We start from the raw sequence: 15,221 nt of genomic DNA on the forward strand, positions 1-15,221 counted from the left end.
AAAGTTCTGAGCAGTTCTGACAGCATCCTGGCAGCTCGCGGCCATAGTGAGAGCAAACAGACACGGCGACGAGGGCCACGTGGAAGCGGAAGCGACTTTTCCAGGCTAGAGTGTGTGTCAGGAAACTTACACACTCAAACGGGGCCGCCAAATTCCCCAGGCCGCCCCGCGAAAGCGCGAGGGGGTCAGCCATGGGCCGCGGCCGGGCTAAGGCAAAGCAGACCAAGGTTGCACGCGAATTGAAGTACAGCGTACCGACCACGGATTTCGATAGCCTGCAACGAGAGCTCGCAGGTGGATCGACCAACTCGCATCGGAGCAGTGTCCGATCGGACCAGACTTCCGATAGGGAAGGGCATTCGCGAGAGGACGACTACGACGACTGGCGGCGTTGACCGCGCACTGCCATCTGCGCAGACTGTGAAATGAGGAAGAGCTGATCGCTCTTCCTCATTTTTGCGTGCTTCTTCCAGGTGCTCGATCCGCACAAAAAAGCTGCCCCACCGAACTGAATCGGTGGGGCAGCTTTGTGGTCTTACCGGCTTAGAAGCGCGGGTGATCTCCAGCCAGGAACGCACGCTCTGCTGCGGCGTCCGAGGCCTTCTTGATGCTTCCCAGCGTCCAGCAGTCGATGTGGCGTGCGGTGAGCACGGCCAGCGCACGATCGACGTCCTCAGGAGCGACGACGGCAACCATGCCGACACCCATGTTGAAGGTCTGCTCCATCTCGGCGCGCTCGACGCGTCCGCGCTGCGCGATCATCGCGAAGACTGCCGCGGGGCTCCACGTTCCACGATCGAGTTCGGCAACGAGTCCCTTGGGCATGACGCGTCCGAGGTTGTTCGCGAGGCCGCCACCGGTGACGTGGCAGAAGGTGCGGACGTCGGTCTCGGCAGCGAGGGCCAGGCAGTCCTTGGCGTAGATCTTGGTGGGCTCGAGGAGCTCCTCACCGAGGGTGCGGCCGAACTCGTCGACGTGTGCGTTCAGGTTCATGCGGTCGATCTCGAGAAGCACCTTGCGGGCCAGTGAGTAACCGTTGGAGTGCAGACCCGAGGATCCCATGGCGATGACAACGTCGCCGGGACGGACGCGGTCCGGTCCGAGCAGCTTCTCCGCTTCGACGACGCCTACGCCGGTGGCGGAGAGGTCGTAGTCACCATCGGCCATGATGCCGGGGTGCTCGGCGGTCTCGCCGCCCAGCAGCGCGCAGCCGGCCTGGATGCAGCCCTCGGCGATGCCGCCCACGATCTCGGCAACTCGCTCGGGGATCACGCGTCCGACGGCGATGTAGTCCTGAAGGAAGAGCGGCTCGGCGCCACAGACGACGAGGTCGTCGACAACCATCGCGACGAGGTCGAGGCCGACGGTGTCGTGCTTGTCCATCGCCTGAGCGACGGCCAGCTTGGTTCCGACGCCGTCGGTGGAAGCAGCGAGGACAGGCTCCTTGTAGTCACCCTTGAGCGAGAACAATCCGGCGAATCCGCCGAGGCCGCCCATGACCTCGGGGCGGCTGGCCTTCTTGGCCATGGGGGCGAAGAGTTCCACCGCCCGGTCGCCGGCGGCGATATCGACTCCTGCTGCTGCGTAGGAGGCGCCTGCTGTGCGGTGACTGTCCTCGGTCATCGGATTACTACTCCAGCCCTAGTATTTCTCGCGCACGTTTTCTCCGTGCACAGGTATGTGTTGTGTAATCCTCGCGACGTGCCGAGGCGGTCGACTCGAGCGAACAAGACCCTCAGCGCACACAAATACCGACGATTACGCCCTTACGCTACCGGACACAGGCAGCTGACGAGACCTCGCGTACCGTTCGCGCTCAGTTCTGGAGCTGCGAACCGATCGAGGTGTGCAGCGCCCGCAGACTGTTCTGCCCGAGTGCAACAGTCTCCGACTGGATGTGCCGCAGGAGGTGTCCGTCGTTGAGAACCTTCTCGCTCGACTGGATCAGCACCGTTCCGGCGCCGGTGAAATCGAACTGTTTCTCTTCACCCGTATTCGCACCGAACATGGTTCCCCGCACCGAACCGAGGAAGCTCTGCATCCAGTCGGCATCGAAGTGGTGGGACGGCGACGGGCAGTCAGCCCAGCCGACGAGAGCCTGTGGATCGATCCGCAACGGAGGTTCGGCAAACATGACCGGACCGTTGGACGACGCCAGAAACTTCCCGGTACCGAGCAACGTCAAAAAGCCTGGCACGATTGACTGTTTGAGTTCGAGCCCGTTCTCGAAGGCAAGCAGGTTGGCAGCGCGGATCGTGAGGTTGCCGTCGTCGAGATCGTAGGAATTGATGTTGAATCCCCGGTCGCCCAGAATCAGCTTGCCTTGGCCCTGGGCGATTACCCAGTCGTCCGCGTACAGCGGCGACGAGAATCTGGCCGCCACCATCGCCGACATGCTCGTGCGTCCGAGCGGCTCGAAATTGACCATGCCGTAGTACGCGATCATTGCGCCTTTGGACGTGAACCAGGGCTGCCCGGTCAGCTCGATGCAGAAGGCGTAGTCATTCCCCGGGACGTTGTCGTTCGCAGGCAGAGATGCCGGAGTGTGAATTTCGATACTCATTCGATTTCTCCCTCAGAACTTCTGCTCGGACGCCTGAACCCAGACGGTGCCCATACCGGTCATCTTCAGCTGAATCGACTCCCCCGAGCCCTTGCCGACGGCTTCACGCCAGCCGACGTTGGCGGAGATGTCGACGGTGATCTGCCCGAGGTGGCACACATACGCCTGTGGGTCCACCACAACTTGGGGATTGTTCGGACCGACCTGCAGAGGAATTGCCCCGCCGTGCGAGAGCACCGCGACGCTTCCCTGCCCGTGCAGTTGTGTCGTGAACAGTCCTTGCCCTGTCATCGCACCGCGGACGGCGCCGCGAACACCACCTTGCGACGTCAAGGCCACGATCGAACTTTGCAGGTAGGCGTCATGCGCTAGAAGACGATCTGCTTCCACGGTGAGCATGGACGAGCCGTCCAGATGGATGACGTCGACGTACAGTCCGGCGTGACCGTAGTGGACCTCGCCCTGTCCTTCTGCCGCCATCATGCGTGCATGTTCGCCCGACATCATCCGGCCGGCCATGCCCGCGATGCCACCCATATTCGGCATCGCACCAGGACCGCCGCCCATGCTGTGCGGGACGAATCTGACGTCGCCGGTGTAGTAGAGCATCGATCCGGTTCGGGCCAGCACGTTCTGCCCTGGAACGAGAGTCGACTTGACGACCTTGCTGTTCACCTTTTCCAACGGCATGGTTCAGCGCTCCTCGGGCTGGATGTAGACGACGCCGGATCCGTCGAAGCGCAGCGAGAACGCCTCACCGCTGCCACCGCCGATCGCGGACCGCCAGGTGACGTCGGTGACGAAGCTCTGATTCAGTTGTCCGCGGTGGGCGACAAAGGCGTCGGGGTCGGCAACAAGCGGGTACTGCGGGCTGACTTCGAGGGCGATGATCGGCCCGCCCTTCGACAGCACGGCCACCAGACCGGTGCCGCTGACAACTGTCGTGAACAATCCCTGGCCGGAGCCGGCGCCGCGGAGGCCGGCAAATTTCACGTCGGTGCGTAGCTGTCCCACGATTGCCAACAGCTGTGACGCTTCTACGTGGAGAGCGTCGTTGTTGAGTTCGATGATCGTGATGTCCTGGGCGTCCACGGCGAAGTAAACGGTGCCTTGACCACTGACTTCCATCAAGGACAGCGACTCTCCGGCTGCCTTCTGTTTGAGCGCAGCGCGGATTCCGCCGCCGCCGCCGCCCATTCCGGCGTTCTTGAAGGTGACCGCACCCTCGTACGCCACCATAGATCCGCTGATCGCTTTGATGGTGTCCCCCATCAAGTCCGCGACCAGGACTCGATGCCCATCCATTCTCAGTTGCGCCACGAGGGCACTATGCCAGATAGCCGCGACACTTGACGTGACCGGAAACATAAAAAAATTTGCCGCCCCGACAAGCGGGGCGGCAAATTATCCGTTTCGGCAGATTACGGGCGGCTGAGAGCGCTCGCGTTGTCGTTGTCGCGCGTGGCAGCCGAACCGGCTGCACTCTCGAGCATGCCTTCGAGGACGTTCTTACCCATCGACGTCTCCTTCGGGAGCGCAATCGGGTAGGTGCCGTCGAAGCAGGCAGCACAGAGACGGCTTGCGGGCTGCTCGGTAGCCGCGATCATGCCTTCGGTGGAGATGTAGCCGAGGCTGTCCGCTCCGATGGAACGACGCACACCGTCGAGCATCTCCTCGAACGTGGCATCCTGTCCGCCCGCTCCGTTGGCGATCAGTTCGGCCGGTGAGGCGAAGTCGATGCCGTAGAAGCATGGCCACTTGACCGGCGGCGAAGCGATGCGGACGTGAATTTCGAGGGCGCCGGCTTCGCGGAGCATCCGGATGAGCGCACGCTGCGTGTTTCCGCGGACGATCGAATCATCCACCACAACAAGCCGTTTGCCGCGGATAACTTCCTTGAGCGGGTTGAGCTTGAGCCTGATGCCGAGCTGACGAATGGTCTGCGACGGCTGGATGAAGGTACGGCCGACGTAGGCGTTCTTCATCAGTCCCTGGCCGTAGGGGATGCCTGAACCCTGTGCGTACCCGACTGCTGCGGGAGTGCCGGACTCGGGAACGGGAATGACCAAGTCACCCTCGGCAGGATGCTCGCTGGCGAGCAGGCGGCCGATTTCGACGCGGGTCGAGTGGACCGAACGGCCACCGATCACGCTGTCGGGACGGGCGAGGTAGACGTATTCGAAGACGCAACCCTTGGGCGTCGGGTTCGCGAAACGGGAGGAGCGGACGCCGTCGGCGTCGATCGCGAGCAGCTCACCGGGTTCGATGTCGCGGACGAACGACGCGCCCACGATGTCGAGGGCTGCAGTTTCGCTGGCAACCACCCAACCGCGATCCAGGCGACCGAGGCAGAGCGGACGAATTCCGTGCGGATCACGCGCTGCGTAGAGCGTGTGCTCGTCCATGAAGGTGAGGCAGAACGCGCCTTCCAGAGTGGGAAGCAGTTCCATGGCGGCCTGCTCGATGGTGCTGTCGCCGGCAGCGTGTGCCAGCAGACCACCGATGAGGTCGGAGTCGGAAGTCGCAGCGTTTGGGCGCTTGTCGTTGACCAGGCCGGCTGCGCGAGTGCGGCTCGCGAGTTCAGCGGTGTTCACCAGGTTGCCGTTGTGGCCGAGGGCGATGCCCGTGCCCGCCGCCGTGGTGCGGAAGATGGGCTGCGCGTTCTCCCACGTCGTGGACCCGGTCGTGGAGTAGCGGCAATGTCCGACGGCGACGTGACCTGGCATCGCTGCGAGGGTCTGCTCGTCGAACACCTGGCTGACCAGGCCGAGATCCTTGAACACCAGCACCTGGGAGCCGTCGGCCACCGCAATGCCGGCAGCTTCCTGACCACGGTGTTGTAGCGCATACAGTCCGTAATACGTGAGCTTCGCCACATCCTCTCCCGGCGCCCAGACGCCGAATACACCGCATTCTTCGCGGGGCTCGTTCTCGTCCTCGTCGGACGGGTTCGTAGCGAGGAGATTTGGACTGTTGACCGACAGATCGGCACGAGTCACGTGGCGCTCCCTTTGTGGGCAGGGGTTGGGGGGCATACACAGTCTACGGCCAATTCTCCTCGTGCCTTGCCCAGGGCAACCTTGCCTTGAATCGGACCGATCAGTCTCTGCAGTCGCCGCGGCGAATTTCAGCGATGGCGCACGGCGCGCCACTCAGTTCGGAGCCCCGCAACCGACTACTCCGTATTCGCCGAAAAAGATATCGCCTGGAAGGATCTCCACTGATGAGCCGACCGTTCTCATTCTCGAATTGAGCGTCGTGATCGCCCGGTCGATCCACCTGCACCATGTCAGGGCTGCATCAGTCGCTCGCGAGAGATTCGGACCCCACTACGACGTCAACCCCCTACTGAGTGTTTCGTCAGCTAACCGTTCGTAGCTTGATGTCACAATCGCAGTAGCGGCAACCAGTGCGCAATTTCGGGAGCCCGACTGCCGGATGCATCAACCCGGCCGTCAGCGGCAGCTTCACCGAACTCGAGCAGGCCGGTCACCATCAACAACCATGTACGAGTATCGGTTTCGACGACGTTGGGTGGGGTTCCGCGAGTGTGACGCGGACCTTCGATGCATTGCACCGCGACAAAGGGTGGGACCCGCACCTCAACGCTCGATCCAGGAGCAATCTGTTCGAGAGTGCGCGCACTCATCTTCACTGCCGCACCGAGTTCAGCACGAGAAGGCTTCGGAAGCTCCGGATCTCGAAGCCAAGGTCCGACAGCAAGAATCGCGGCACGAAATTCTGCGGGGTCGACCGCGCGGCGCGGTGGCATCAGTTCACTCCCTGTCCATTGGTGGCGATTCGAACGGCAAGTGCTCCACCAGCATTGGTCGCCAGGTGCAGTAACGCCGGCGCGAGGACGCTGCCACCTCGGCGGTGCAGCCACTCGAACAGCAACGCCGACGCGCCCGTAAAGGCCACTGCGGCAGGGACATTGTCGCCGGCGCCGCGCGCCGGCGCGACGTGCCACAACCCGAAGGTGAGAGCATGCACGGCCTGCGCTGTTGGGCGGTTCAGTTCACGATTCCAGACTGCGGACATAGCGCTGCGGAACAACAATTCTTCGGACAACACCGTACCGAACGGGATATGCAGGATGATCCATTCGAGGAAGTCTTCGCGACCGTCCGCGCGCTCGTCGGCAGCGAGGGTCGCGCGCAACGACGGAACGGCCAAGGCAACGCTGTAACCGGTAAGGACTGCCCCGGCCGCAGCTCCCCCGAACTGCGCACCGCCACGAATACCGGTGTGGGCCAAACCCAATTCCTCACGGCTGTAACCGCGCGCCCGAAGGACTCCGATGGCCGAGCACCCCACCACGGTGTTGACCACTGCCCGCGCGCGGGGTGAAAGTCCGAACGCCGGGAGCACCGCATTGCTCCACGTGATCGCAGCTACCGAGAGCGCAATCGACGCTACTCCCCTCATTTCTCCGGGCCTTGAGACTGCAACGCGGCAACCAGTGACGCCCGCACTCGCTCGGTGTCTGCCGCCGTCCAGCCTTCTGGTTGAGCGACGCTGACCCAGCCGTCGAGCACGGTGGTTCCGTAGTTGTGGCCGTGCCCGTCCGGAACACCCGCAGCATTACCGAGATCTGCAGAGACCTGCCAGAACGTGACGATCGGGAACCATTTCATCGACGGTGACCGGTCGAATCCAGGAATCTCCTTCAACCACGGTGGCCGGTTGAACATGAGGTCGGGCGACCACCACACCACCGGATCCGATGGGTGCTGGATGAACAGCACATGGGGGTCCGGCCACACCATTGCGGCGGTCGGAATGTCTTCGGCTCGATCCGCAAACCGGACCCCAGCCAGACCGTCAGCGTAGACGGGAGCCACTTCGGTTGTGCCGGGGTCGCGTCGTTGCACAATCGAACGCCACAGCGACGTGGCATTTGGCGGGCCCACCCACAAGATTCCGTCAGCGGTCTCGCGGGCGGCTTGAAGAGTGTCGAAAGCTCCAGCGCCGGCCATGACGCCGAGGCTTTCGCCGTAGACCATGAACTTGGGTCTGGTGGCTTCCGGTTCCTGGAGCCATCTTTCGTGAACCCGCTCGATCAAGAGGCGTCCGGCAGCTTGCGCCTTTTCCTGATCTGCGAGGAAAGAGATCCAGCTCGGCAGATACGAGTACTGGCTGGCGACCAGCGCCGTATCGCCGTTTCCGACCAACTCGATCGCTTGCGCGGCGGTGGGATTCACCCAACCGGTACCGGTCGTCGGAATGACAACGAGCACCTTGCGCTGGAAAGCGCCGGTCCGCTCGAGTTCCTTGATGACCAGATCCATGCGCTCATCCGGATCTTCGGCACTTTCCAAGCCCGCATACACGCGGATGGGGTCCGTCGCGGGCTTGCCGTTGGCCGCTTCGAGTTCCTGTGCGTTCAAACCGCGTGAGACGAAGTTCCGTCCCTCGAACCCCAATGTGTCCCAGGGCGCGGCAGATTCGGGGCTGCCCGATTTCATCGGATCCTGTGGTTCTACGACGCCGTCGCGCGTGGTGGAGTTCTGCAGACTGAAAATCGAGTTGGTCGCGGCGTAGATTCCGCGCACCAGTACGCCGTCGACCAACATGAAGAACAGAACCGTCACAACCACAACGCCGACGCCGTTGGCAACCGACCGCGACCAGCGGAAGCGTCGCATCAGCACGCGCGCAATGAGTTTCACCAGATCGTGAAGCAACCGCCACAACGCGATCAGTGAACCACCGATGAGCACGCTCAGGCCGAGAGTGCGAATGTATCCGCTGGTGGTGGTGCCTTCCGCGTCGGTCAGCGCGGCGATTTCGCGCTGCCACCCCGCGGCGTAGACGAGCATGATGATCGAGGCAACGATCGACGCGACCGGAACAAAGATCTTGATCGCGCTCGGCACCGGTTCGGGAAGAGGCCACCAGCGACGGCCACTGAGCAAATACCGCTCCACGGCCCACCCGATTGCCGTTCCGACACCGTAACCGATGGCCGAGTTGATACCGCCGATCAAACCTTGGAACAGCCAATCACGCGGCAACAGCGAAGGAGTCAGCGACCAGCAGAAGAAGAACGCGGCAAACGCAATGCCGGTGAAGTCGAGTTTGAGGAGCCCCCACGCCCACTCGGTGAAGGGATTGTCGAGCCTCTCGAGAGATGCGGGAACAGCCAGCCGCAGGTGGTGTTCCTGCGGCTGGCTGTCAGAAGAAGTCAGTTCTCCGGAATCGACCATCTATCACCCGAACAGTGCGGGCAGCGTTCCCTCGAAGGCCTCACGGAGCTTGGCCATCGTGACGGAGAAGTGTCCCTGGACCTCGACGGAGTCGCTGCCCTCGTCGACGACCCCGATACGCGTCCACGGCAAGCCGCGAGCGGTGCACATACCGGTGAAGCGGGTCTCCTCGGTGCGAGGAACCGCAACCAGGACGCGTCCGGACGATTCCGAGAACAGGGTCACGAACGGATCTGCGCCCTCGGGAATCAGGATGCGGCAACCGGTTTCGCCGGCCAGCGCGGCTTCGACGACAGCCTGGGCCAGTCCACCCTCGGAGAGGTCGTGAGCTGCGGTGACCAGTCCGTCACGCGAGGAGGCGAGCAGGATGTCGGCGAGAAGCTGCTCACGGGCGAGGTCGACCTTCGGCGGCACGCCACCGAGGTGACCGTGCTCGACCTGCGACCAGATGGAGCCGTCGAACTCGTCGTGGGTGTCGCCGAGCAGGATCAGCGTCTCGCCAGGCTCGAGTCCGAGGCCCGTCGGGATACGGCGGTGAACGTCGTCGATCACACCGAGGACGGCAACCACCGGCGTCGGCAGGATGGCCGTGGATCCGGTCTGGTTGTAGAAGCTGACGTTGCCGCCGGTTACCGGGATTCCGAGTGTGGCGCAACCATCTGCGAGGCCGCGAACGGCCTGCTGGAACTGCCACATGACGCCCGGGTCTTCGGGGGAACCGAAGTTGAGGCAGTTGGAGACGGCCTTGGGCGTTGCGCCCGTGACTGCCACGTTGCGGAATGCCTCTGCGAGAGCGAGCTGCGCACCGGTGTACGGGTCGAGCGCGGTGTAGCGGCCCGAGGCGTCGGTGGACAGCGCGATTCCGCGGCCGGTCTTCTCGTCGATGCGGATGACGCCGCCGTCGGCGTTCTCGGCCAGAACGGTGTTGCCGCGGACGTAGCGGTCGTACTGCTCGGTGATCCACTTGCGACTGCACAGGGCAGGCGAAGCAATCATCTTCAGCAGGGTGGCTTCGAGTTCTTCATCCGTCTCGGGGCGCTTGAGTCCTGCGGTGGTGTTCGCGATCAACGCGTCCTGGGTGGCCGGACGCTCGACGGGACGGTGGTAGACCGGGCCCTCGTGAGCGACGGTGCGCGGGGGGACGTCGACGACGGTCTCGCCGTGCCAGGAGATGGTGAGGTGCTCACCGTCGGTGACCTCGCCGATGTCGGTGGCCAGGACGTCCCACTTCTTGCAGACCTCCATGAACGCGTCGACGTTCTCGGGCGTCACCACGGCGCACATGCGCTCCTGCGATTCGCTGGAGAGAACCTCGGCCGGGGTCATTCCGGTGGCACGCATCGGAACCTTTTCGAGGTTGATGTGCATACCGCCGTCACCGGCTGCAGCCAGCTCGGAGGTGGCGCAGGACAGTCCGGCGCCGCCGAGGTCCTGGATACCGACTACGAGTCCGGCCTTGTAAAGGTCGAGGCAGCACTCGATGAGCACCTTCTCGGTGAAGGGGTCGCCCACCTGAACCGCAGGGAGCTTCTTACGACCGCCACCGTCACCGTCGAACGTTGCCGACGCGAGAACCGAGACGCCGCCGATGCCGTCGAGACCGGTACGAGCGCCGAACAGGATGATCTTGTTGCCTGCACCCGAAGCAAAGGCAAGGTGCAGATCCTCGACGCGCATGACGCCGGCAGCGAGGGCGTTGACCAGCGGGTTGCCGGCATAGGACTCGTCGAAGACGGTCTCGCCGCCGATGTTGGGGAGGCCGAGGGAGTTGCCGTATCCACCGACGCCGCGCACGACACCGTCGACGACTCGACGGGTATCCGGGGCGTCAGCAGCGCCGAAACGCAGCTGATCCATGACGGCGATCGGCCGGGCGCCCATTGCCATGATGTCGCGGACGATGCCGCCGACGCCGGTTGCCGCACCCTGGTATGGCTCGACGTAGGACGGGTGGTTGTGGCTCTCGACCTTGAACGTGACTGCCCAACCGTCGCCGATGTCGACGACGCCGGCGTTCTCACCGATACCGGCCAGCATGTTGGCGCGCATCTCGTCGGTGGTGGTCTTGCCGAAGTAGCCGAGGTGGACCTTGGAGGACTTGTACGAGCAGTGCTCGCTCCACATCACCGAGTACATCGCCAGTTCGGCGTCCGTGGGACGGCGACCCAGGATCTCCTTGATGCGGGCATATTCGTCGTCCTTGAGACCTAGCTCCTTGAACGGCTGAGCGGCATCGGGATCAGCCGATGCGTGCGTGACGGTATCGACCTGATGAGCAGACACTGGAGAGGGGTCCCTTCCCTACGGGAGTCAAGAGCGAGCCGGCGCGGAGCGGGACACCACAAATGTGCCCAACGAAAGAACGTGCCGGGAGACAGTCTATCGGGGTGGGCCGACGACTTCCGCAGACGGCGGCACCGACGCGAGCAGCGGGTCTTCGAAGTCGTCCCCGTCACACTCCTTTACGGTTTCGGTAACCGGTCGGTTTTTATTTTCGGTCCGGTGTCGCTTGGTACTCGAACGGAAGGTTTCCCCATGCCACAGGATGTGCGTCAGTCGGACGTCACGGCTCAATCCCAGTCGGTGACGACCCCCCTGACTCCCGCGGCGATTTTCCTGGTTGCGACGGTGAACCCTGCTGGGGAGGACACAACGCGCGCATTGCTCGCCGATGTGGCCGGCCTGCAGCGGTCGGTGGGTCTGCGCGTTCCCGGTTCCGGTTTGGACGTGGTGACCAGCATCGGTTCGGACGTCTGGGATCGTTTGTTCGCCGGTCCGCGGCCCGCCTTGCTACGACCGTTCACTGCTCTGCAGGGAGACGTCCATCACGCGCCGTCGACGCCCGGAGATCTGCTCTTCCACATTCGTGCGATGAGCATGGACGCGTGCTTCGAGGTAGCTCGTCAGATCACGAAGCGCCTGCACGGCGCGGCAACTGTTGTCGACGAGATTCACGGTTTCCAGTATTTCGAGAACCGCGACCTCATCGGCTTCGTGGACGGAACCGAGAACCCGTCGGGCCGCGCCGCGATCGCTGCCGTGACCGTCGGCGACGAAGATCCCGATTTCTCGGGCGGCAGTTACGTCCATATCCAGCGATACATCCACAACATGCGTGAGTGGGAAGCGATCACAGTCGACGAACAGGAACGCGTCATCGGCCGTACCAAACTCGAGGACATCGAGATGTCCAAGGACGTCATGCCGGCCAACTCACACGTCGCGCTCAACGCGATCAAGGACGACGACGGCAACTCCCTCGAAATTCTGCGCGCCAACATGCCCTACGGACGCCTCGGTGATGACGAGATCGGCACATTCTTCATCGGGTACTGCGCCACTCCCGCCATCACCGAGCGCATGTTGGAGAACATGTTCCTCGGCTCACCGCGCGGTAACTACGACCGCCTTCTCGACTTCTCGACAGCCGTGACGGGTTCGATGTTCTTCACCCCGACCACGGAATTCTTCGAGAAACTCCCCGCTATGGCCTCTAACTCCTCGGCTTCTAACTCCTTGGTGTAAGAAACGCGCCGAGAGCGTCCGCATACATCGTGATGTCGGCGGCGCCCATCAGCTCGCGAGCCGAGTGCATCGCGAGCTGAGGCGCCCCGACGTCCACGGTGGACAGCCCGGTACGCGATGCGGTGATCGGTCCGATGGTAGAACCGCACGGCAGATCAGCCCGATGCACGTAGCGCTGCAACGGAACTCCCGCTTGGTCGCAGGCAAGTGCGAACTCACCGGCACCGGCAGCGTCCGTCGCGTATCGCAGATTCTGGTTGACCTTGAGCACCGGCCCACCGTTGATCTCGATGCGGTGCGCGGGTTCGTGACGTTCTGGGTAGTTGGGATGCGTCGCGTGCGCCATGTCGCCGGACGCGCACACCGAACCTGCCATTGCCTGAAGGAATTCACCGCGGCCACCGCCGCGGCCCAACACTATTCGTTCGAGGACCGTGTTGAGCAGATCCGAGAACGCACCGCGGTCGGACATGCTGCCTACCTCTTCGTGATCGAAGAGCGCAAGCACCGGGACATGGTTCCCCGGGGATTCGGCGGCGGCTAGAAGTGCTTGTGTCCCGGCATAACACGTGCCCTGGTTGTCGAGCCGCGGCGCACTGACGAGTTCTTTGCCCAGGCCAACGACAGCGCTCGGCGCCAGGTCGTGAGTCATCAACTCCCAACCCAGAACGGATGATTCGGCAACTCCGGCCCGACCGGCGACAAATCCGATGAAGGACTTGGGCTTGTTGCCCACACCCCAGATTCCGTTGACATGCCGCTGCGGATCCAGTGTGACGCCCTTGCGGTCCTCGGACAGATGGATCGCCAATTGCGGGACACGAAGAATCGGGTCGTCGATGCGAACCAGCTTCTGCTCCACCGTGTTTCCCACCCGGACACTCACACGGCCGGAAATACCGAGATCGCGGTCAAGCCACGAGTTCAGCAAAGCTCCGCCATACGGCTCGAGGCCTACCATCTGCCAGCCCGCCGACGTCAGATCCGGATGCTGCTTCACCCGCAAGTTCGGGCTGTCGGTATGACCGCCGACGATGCGGAACGGCGCGGAATCGCTGACTCCGTCGGTACTCCACGCGATCAGTGAACCGCCCCGCACCAGGAAATACCGTCCCGGCTCCGACGGCCACGGCTGGGTCTCCTGCAGTTCCACAAATCCGCTGGCTGTGAGCTGCGACGCCACTGTTGCACACACGTGGAACGGTGACGGCGACGAATCAACGAAACTGCACAGGCCAGTAGCGTCGGCCCCGGTCAGAGAAGGGTGGGAAGTCATGTCCTTCATCATGCCCGACTAGCCACCACTCAGCTGTGGGCGCCGGACACACAGAACTGATTGCCGTCTGGGTCTGTCAGTGTCACCCAGCGGAATCCGTCCATGTTCTCGCGGTGATGCTCAGAGGCGCCGGCCTCGATCAGCCGCGACACTTCAGCGTCGAGATCCTCGCTGGACAGATCGAGGTGGATTCGGTTCTTTCCGGCCGTGGGATCCGGGACTTTCTGGAAGGCAAAATTGGCGGAGGCGCCGGGAACCTCGACGACGTAGAACCATCCGTCGTTCTCCTGTGTGACGCTGCCGCCCAACTGCTCAGCCCACCATCGCGCGAGTGGACCTGGATCAAGGCTGTCGAATGTGATCATTCCCAGAGTCAGTGTCATGGGCCAACGGTAAAGGAAGGCACCGACAATTGAGGAAAATTCTCTCACTTCGGAGAGACCGCAGCGGGAATGCTTGCGGCACCGATCGCGGCGGCAACGACGGCGACCGCTCCGAGAATCAGGTAGGCGTGGGCATAACTCCCGGACCACATCGAGAGCACGCTGCCGGCCCACGGCCCGAGCGCCATGGCAATGACGATCGGCGCCGACATGATTCCGCTCAGACGGCCGTAGTGCTCTCTTCCCCATCGATCGGTAATCGCAGTGGCCTGGATGAGGGTGAAGATTCCGCGGACCAATCCCGCGCCGATTGCCAGACCGATCAATACGGTGGCTACGCCAGTGAGACCTAGCCCGGCGGTGCTCAGTCCGGCGACTGCAATAACGGATACGGTGCGCATACGAACGGTCGTTCGTGCCGCAAACGGCAGATAGAAGAGTCGGCCGACAACCTGGCCGGCGCCGCCCAACCCGAGCGTCAGAGCGGCAAGACCGGGACTGAAACCTCGCTCGATCAACAGCAGCACAAGATTGAACACTCCCGCCGACGCGGCGAACGCCCCGGCTGCGAGAGCAATGGCGAGTGCCAGAAAGGCAGGACTGCGGACGGCGTTTCGGAAATCGCCTGGGTGCGCCCCGGCAAGGCGGACCGGTTCGGGCCACGAACCTCGCAAACCCCAGATATGCCCGGGGATAGTAACTGCAGCCAAAATGAGCGCGAGAACCAAGTACGTTGTGCGCCAATCGAATCGATCGTCAAGAGCAGCGGAAATCGGCGCGAATACCGTGCTGGCCAAACCGGCGGCAAGTGTGAGAATCATCAGCGCTTTGACGTGGCCGTCACCGTACCAACGCGTCAACGCGGCGAATGCCGGTGGATACAGCACCGCCCCCATTGCGACTCCTGCGAGTACCCACCCGGCAAAAAAGACAGGGATCGTAGGCGCTGTCGCAATGGCGACAACCGCAGGGACCGCAAGCACCGAACCCGTGGTCATGACCCAGCGGGGCCCGTGTCGGTCAAGGACTCGCCCGACCGGAATCCCGACTGCGGCAGCAATCAGCTGACTGACGGAAAACGCAGCCACGATCACCGTGATCGACCATCCGGTGTCGCGTGAGATCGACACCGACAGAACAGGAAACGCGTAGTACAGGATTCCCCAACTGGTAATTTCTGTCAGGCACAACGCCGCCAGGACCCGCCGCAGACCCGAAGGAGCGAGGGCAACGGACGGATCCTCGACGGTGGTCATCGGTTGGGT

The 15,221-nt window shown here is 63.1% G+C and carries 14 protein-coding genes; 2 read left to right on the forward strand and 12 right to left on the reverse strand.

The window, feature by feature from the left end; all coding sequences use genetic code 11:
* Positions 1-191 precede the first annotated feature (191 nt).
* Positions 192-395 carry a DUF3073 domain-containing protein gene (locus FEZ60_RS06855; protein ID WP_033233950.1) on the forward strand — a complete coding sequence of 68 codons (204 nt, stop codon included), beginning with the start codon at positions 192-194 and terminating at the stop codon, positions 393-395.
* 148 nt (positions 396-543) lie between these two features.
* Here FEZ60_RS06855 and purM read toward each other — a convergent pair whose 3' ends face one another.
* From purM to purL, 9 genes are all read right to left on the reverse strand, one after another.
* On the reverse strand, positions 544-1,623 hold the full coding sequence (gene purM, locus FEZ60_RS06860; protein ID WP_033233949.1) for a phosphoribosylformylglycinamidine cyclo-ligase: 1,080 nt from the start codon (positions 1,621-1,623) through the stop codon (positions 544-546).
* A 193-nt stretch (positions 1,624-1,816) separates the two neighbouring features.
* Positions 1,817-2,563: an AIM24 family protein gene (locus FEZ60_RS06865; protein WP_033233948.1), complete on the reverse strand. Its 747-nt coding sequence runs from the start codon at positions 2,561-2,563 to the stop codon at positions 1,817-1,819.
* A 12-nt stretch (positions 2,564-2,575) separates the two neighbouring features.
* Positions 2,576-3,253 (reverse strand): AIM24 family protein, encoded by a 678-nt coding sequence (locus tag FEZ60_RS06870; RefSeq protein ID WP_033233947.1) that lies wholly within the window; start codon positions 3,251-3,253, stop codon positions 2,576-2,578.
* A gap of 3 nt (positions 3,254-3,256) precedes the next feature.
* A complete protein-coding gene (locus FEZ60_RS06875) occupies positions 3,257-3,868 on the reverse strand; it encodes an AIM24 family protein (protein WP_172935983.1) in 612 nt (203 codons plus the stop codon).
* A 116-nt stretch (positions 3,869-3,984) separates the two neighbouring features.
* Positions 3,985-5,562, reverse strand: a complete 1,578-nt coding sequence (purF, locus tag FEZ60_RS06880; RefSeq protein WP_116102222.1) for an amidophosphoribosyltransferase — start codon at positions 5,560-5,562, stop codon at positions 3,985-3,987.
* A 386-nt stretch (positions 5,563-5,948) separates the two neighbouring features.
* Entirely contained in the window at positions 5,949-6,335 is a 387-nt protein-coding gene (locus FEZ60_RS06885; protein ID WP_045068792.1) for a sterol carrier family protein, read from the reverse strand.
* A complete protein-coding gene (locus FEZ60_RS06890; RefSeq protein ID WP_033233944.1) occupies positions 6,335-6,991 on the reverse strand; it encodes a CPBP family intramembrane glutamic endopeptidase in 657 nt (218 codons plus the stop codon). Before FEZ60_RS06890 ends, FEZ60_RS06885 begins: the two co-directional genes overlap by 1 nt.
* On the reverse strand, positions 6,988-8,772 hold the full coding sequence (locus FEZ60_RS06895) for an alpha/beta hydrolase (protein ID WP_095888303.1): 1,785 nt from the start codon (positions 8,770-8,772) through the stop codon (positions 6,988-6,990). The genes FEZ60_RS06890 and FEZ60_RS06895 overlap by 4 nt, the downstream gene beginning before the upstream one ends.
* A gap of 3 nt (positions 8,773-8,775) precedes the next feature.
* Complete coding sequence (gene purL / locus FEZ60_RS06900) at positions 8,776-11,055, reverse strand: phosphoribosylformylglycinamidine synthase subunit PurL (RefSeq protein ID WP_172935781.1); 2,280 nt, start codon at positions 11,053-11,055, stop codon at positions 8,776-8,778.
* Between the two features lie 252 nt (positions 11,056-11,307).
* Here purL and FEZ60_RS06905 point away from each other — a divergent pair, with 252 nt between their 5' ends.
* Complete coding sequence (locus FEZ60_RS06905; protein ID WP_172935782.1) at positions 11,308-12,297, forward strand: Dyp-type peroxidase; 990 nt, start codon at positions 11,308-11,310, stop codon at positions 12,295-12,297.
* Here the strand turns inward: FEZ60_RS06905 and FEZ60_RS06910 are convergent.
* From FEZ60_RS06910 to FEZ60_RS06920, 3 genes are read right to left on the reverse strand one after another with little or no spacing between them, the layout of a single operon-like run.
* Complete coding sequence (locus FEZ60_RS06910) at positions 12,281-13,573, reverse strand: M18 family aminopeptidase (protein ID WP_033234332.1); 1,293 nt, start codon at positions 13,571-13,573, stop codon at positions 12,281-12,283. The two genes, FEZ60_RS06905 and FEZ60_RS06910, sit on opposite strands and share 17 nt — an antisense overlap.
* Before the next feature lie 29 nt (positions 13,574-13,602).
* Entirely contained in the window at positions 13,603-13,956 is a 354-nt protein-coding gene (locus tag FEZ60_RS06915) for a VOC family protein (RefSeq protein WP_045068789.1), read from the reverse strand.
* A gap of 44 nt (positions 13,957-14,000) precedes the next feature.
* Positions 14,001-15,212, reverse strand: coding sequence for an MFS transporter (locus FEZ60_RS06920; RefSeq protein WP_045068787.1), 1,212 nt, complete (start codon positions 15,210-15,212; stop codon positions 14,001-14,003).
* Positions 15,213-15,221 lie beyond the last annotated feature (9 nt).

Origin of the sequence: Rhodococcus sp. MS16 (assembly GCF_013277795.1) — a bacterium.
Classification (GTDB): domain Bacteria; phylum Actinomycetota; class Actinomycetes; order Mycobacteriales; family Mycobacteriaceae; genus Rhodococcus_F; species Rhodococcus_F globerula.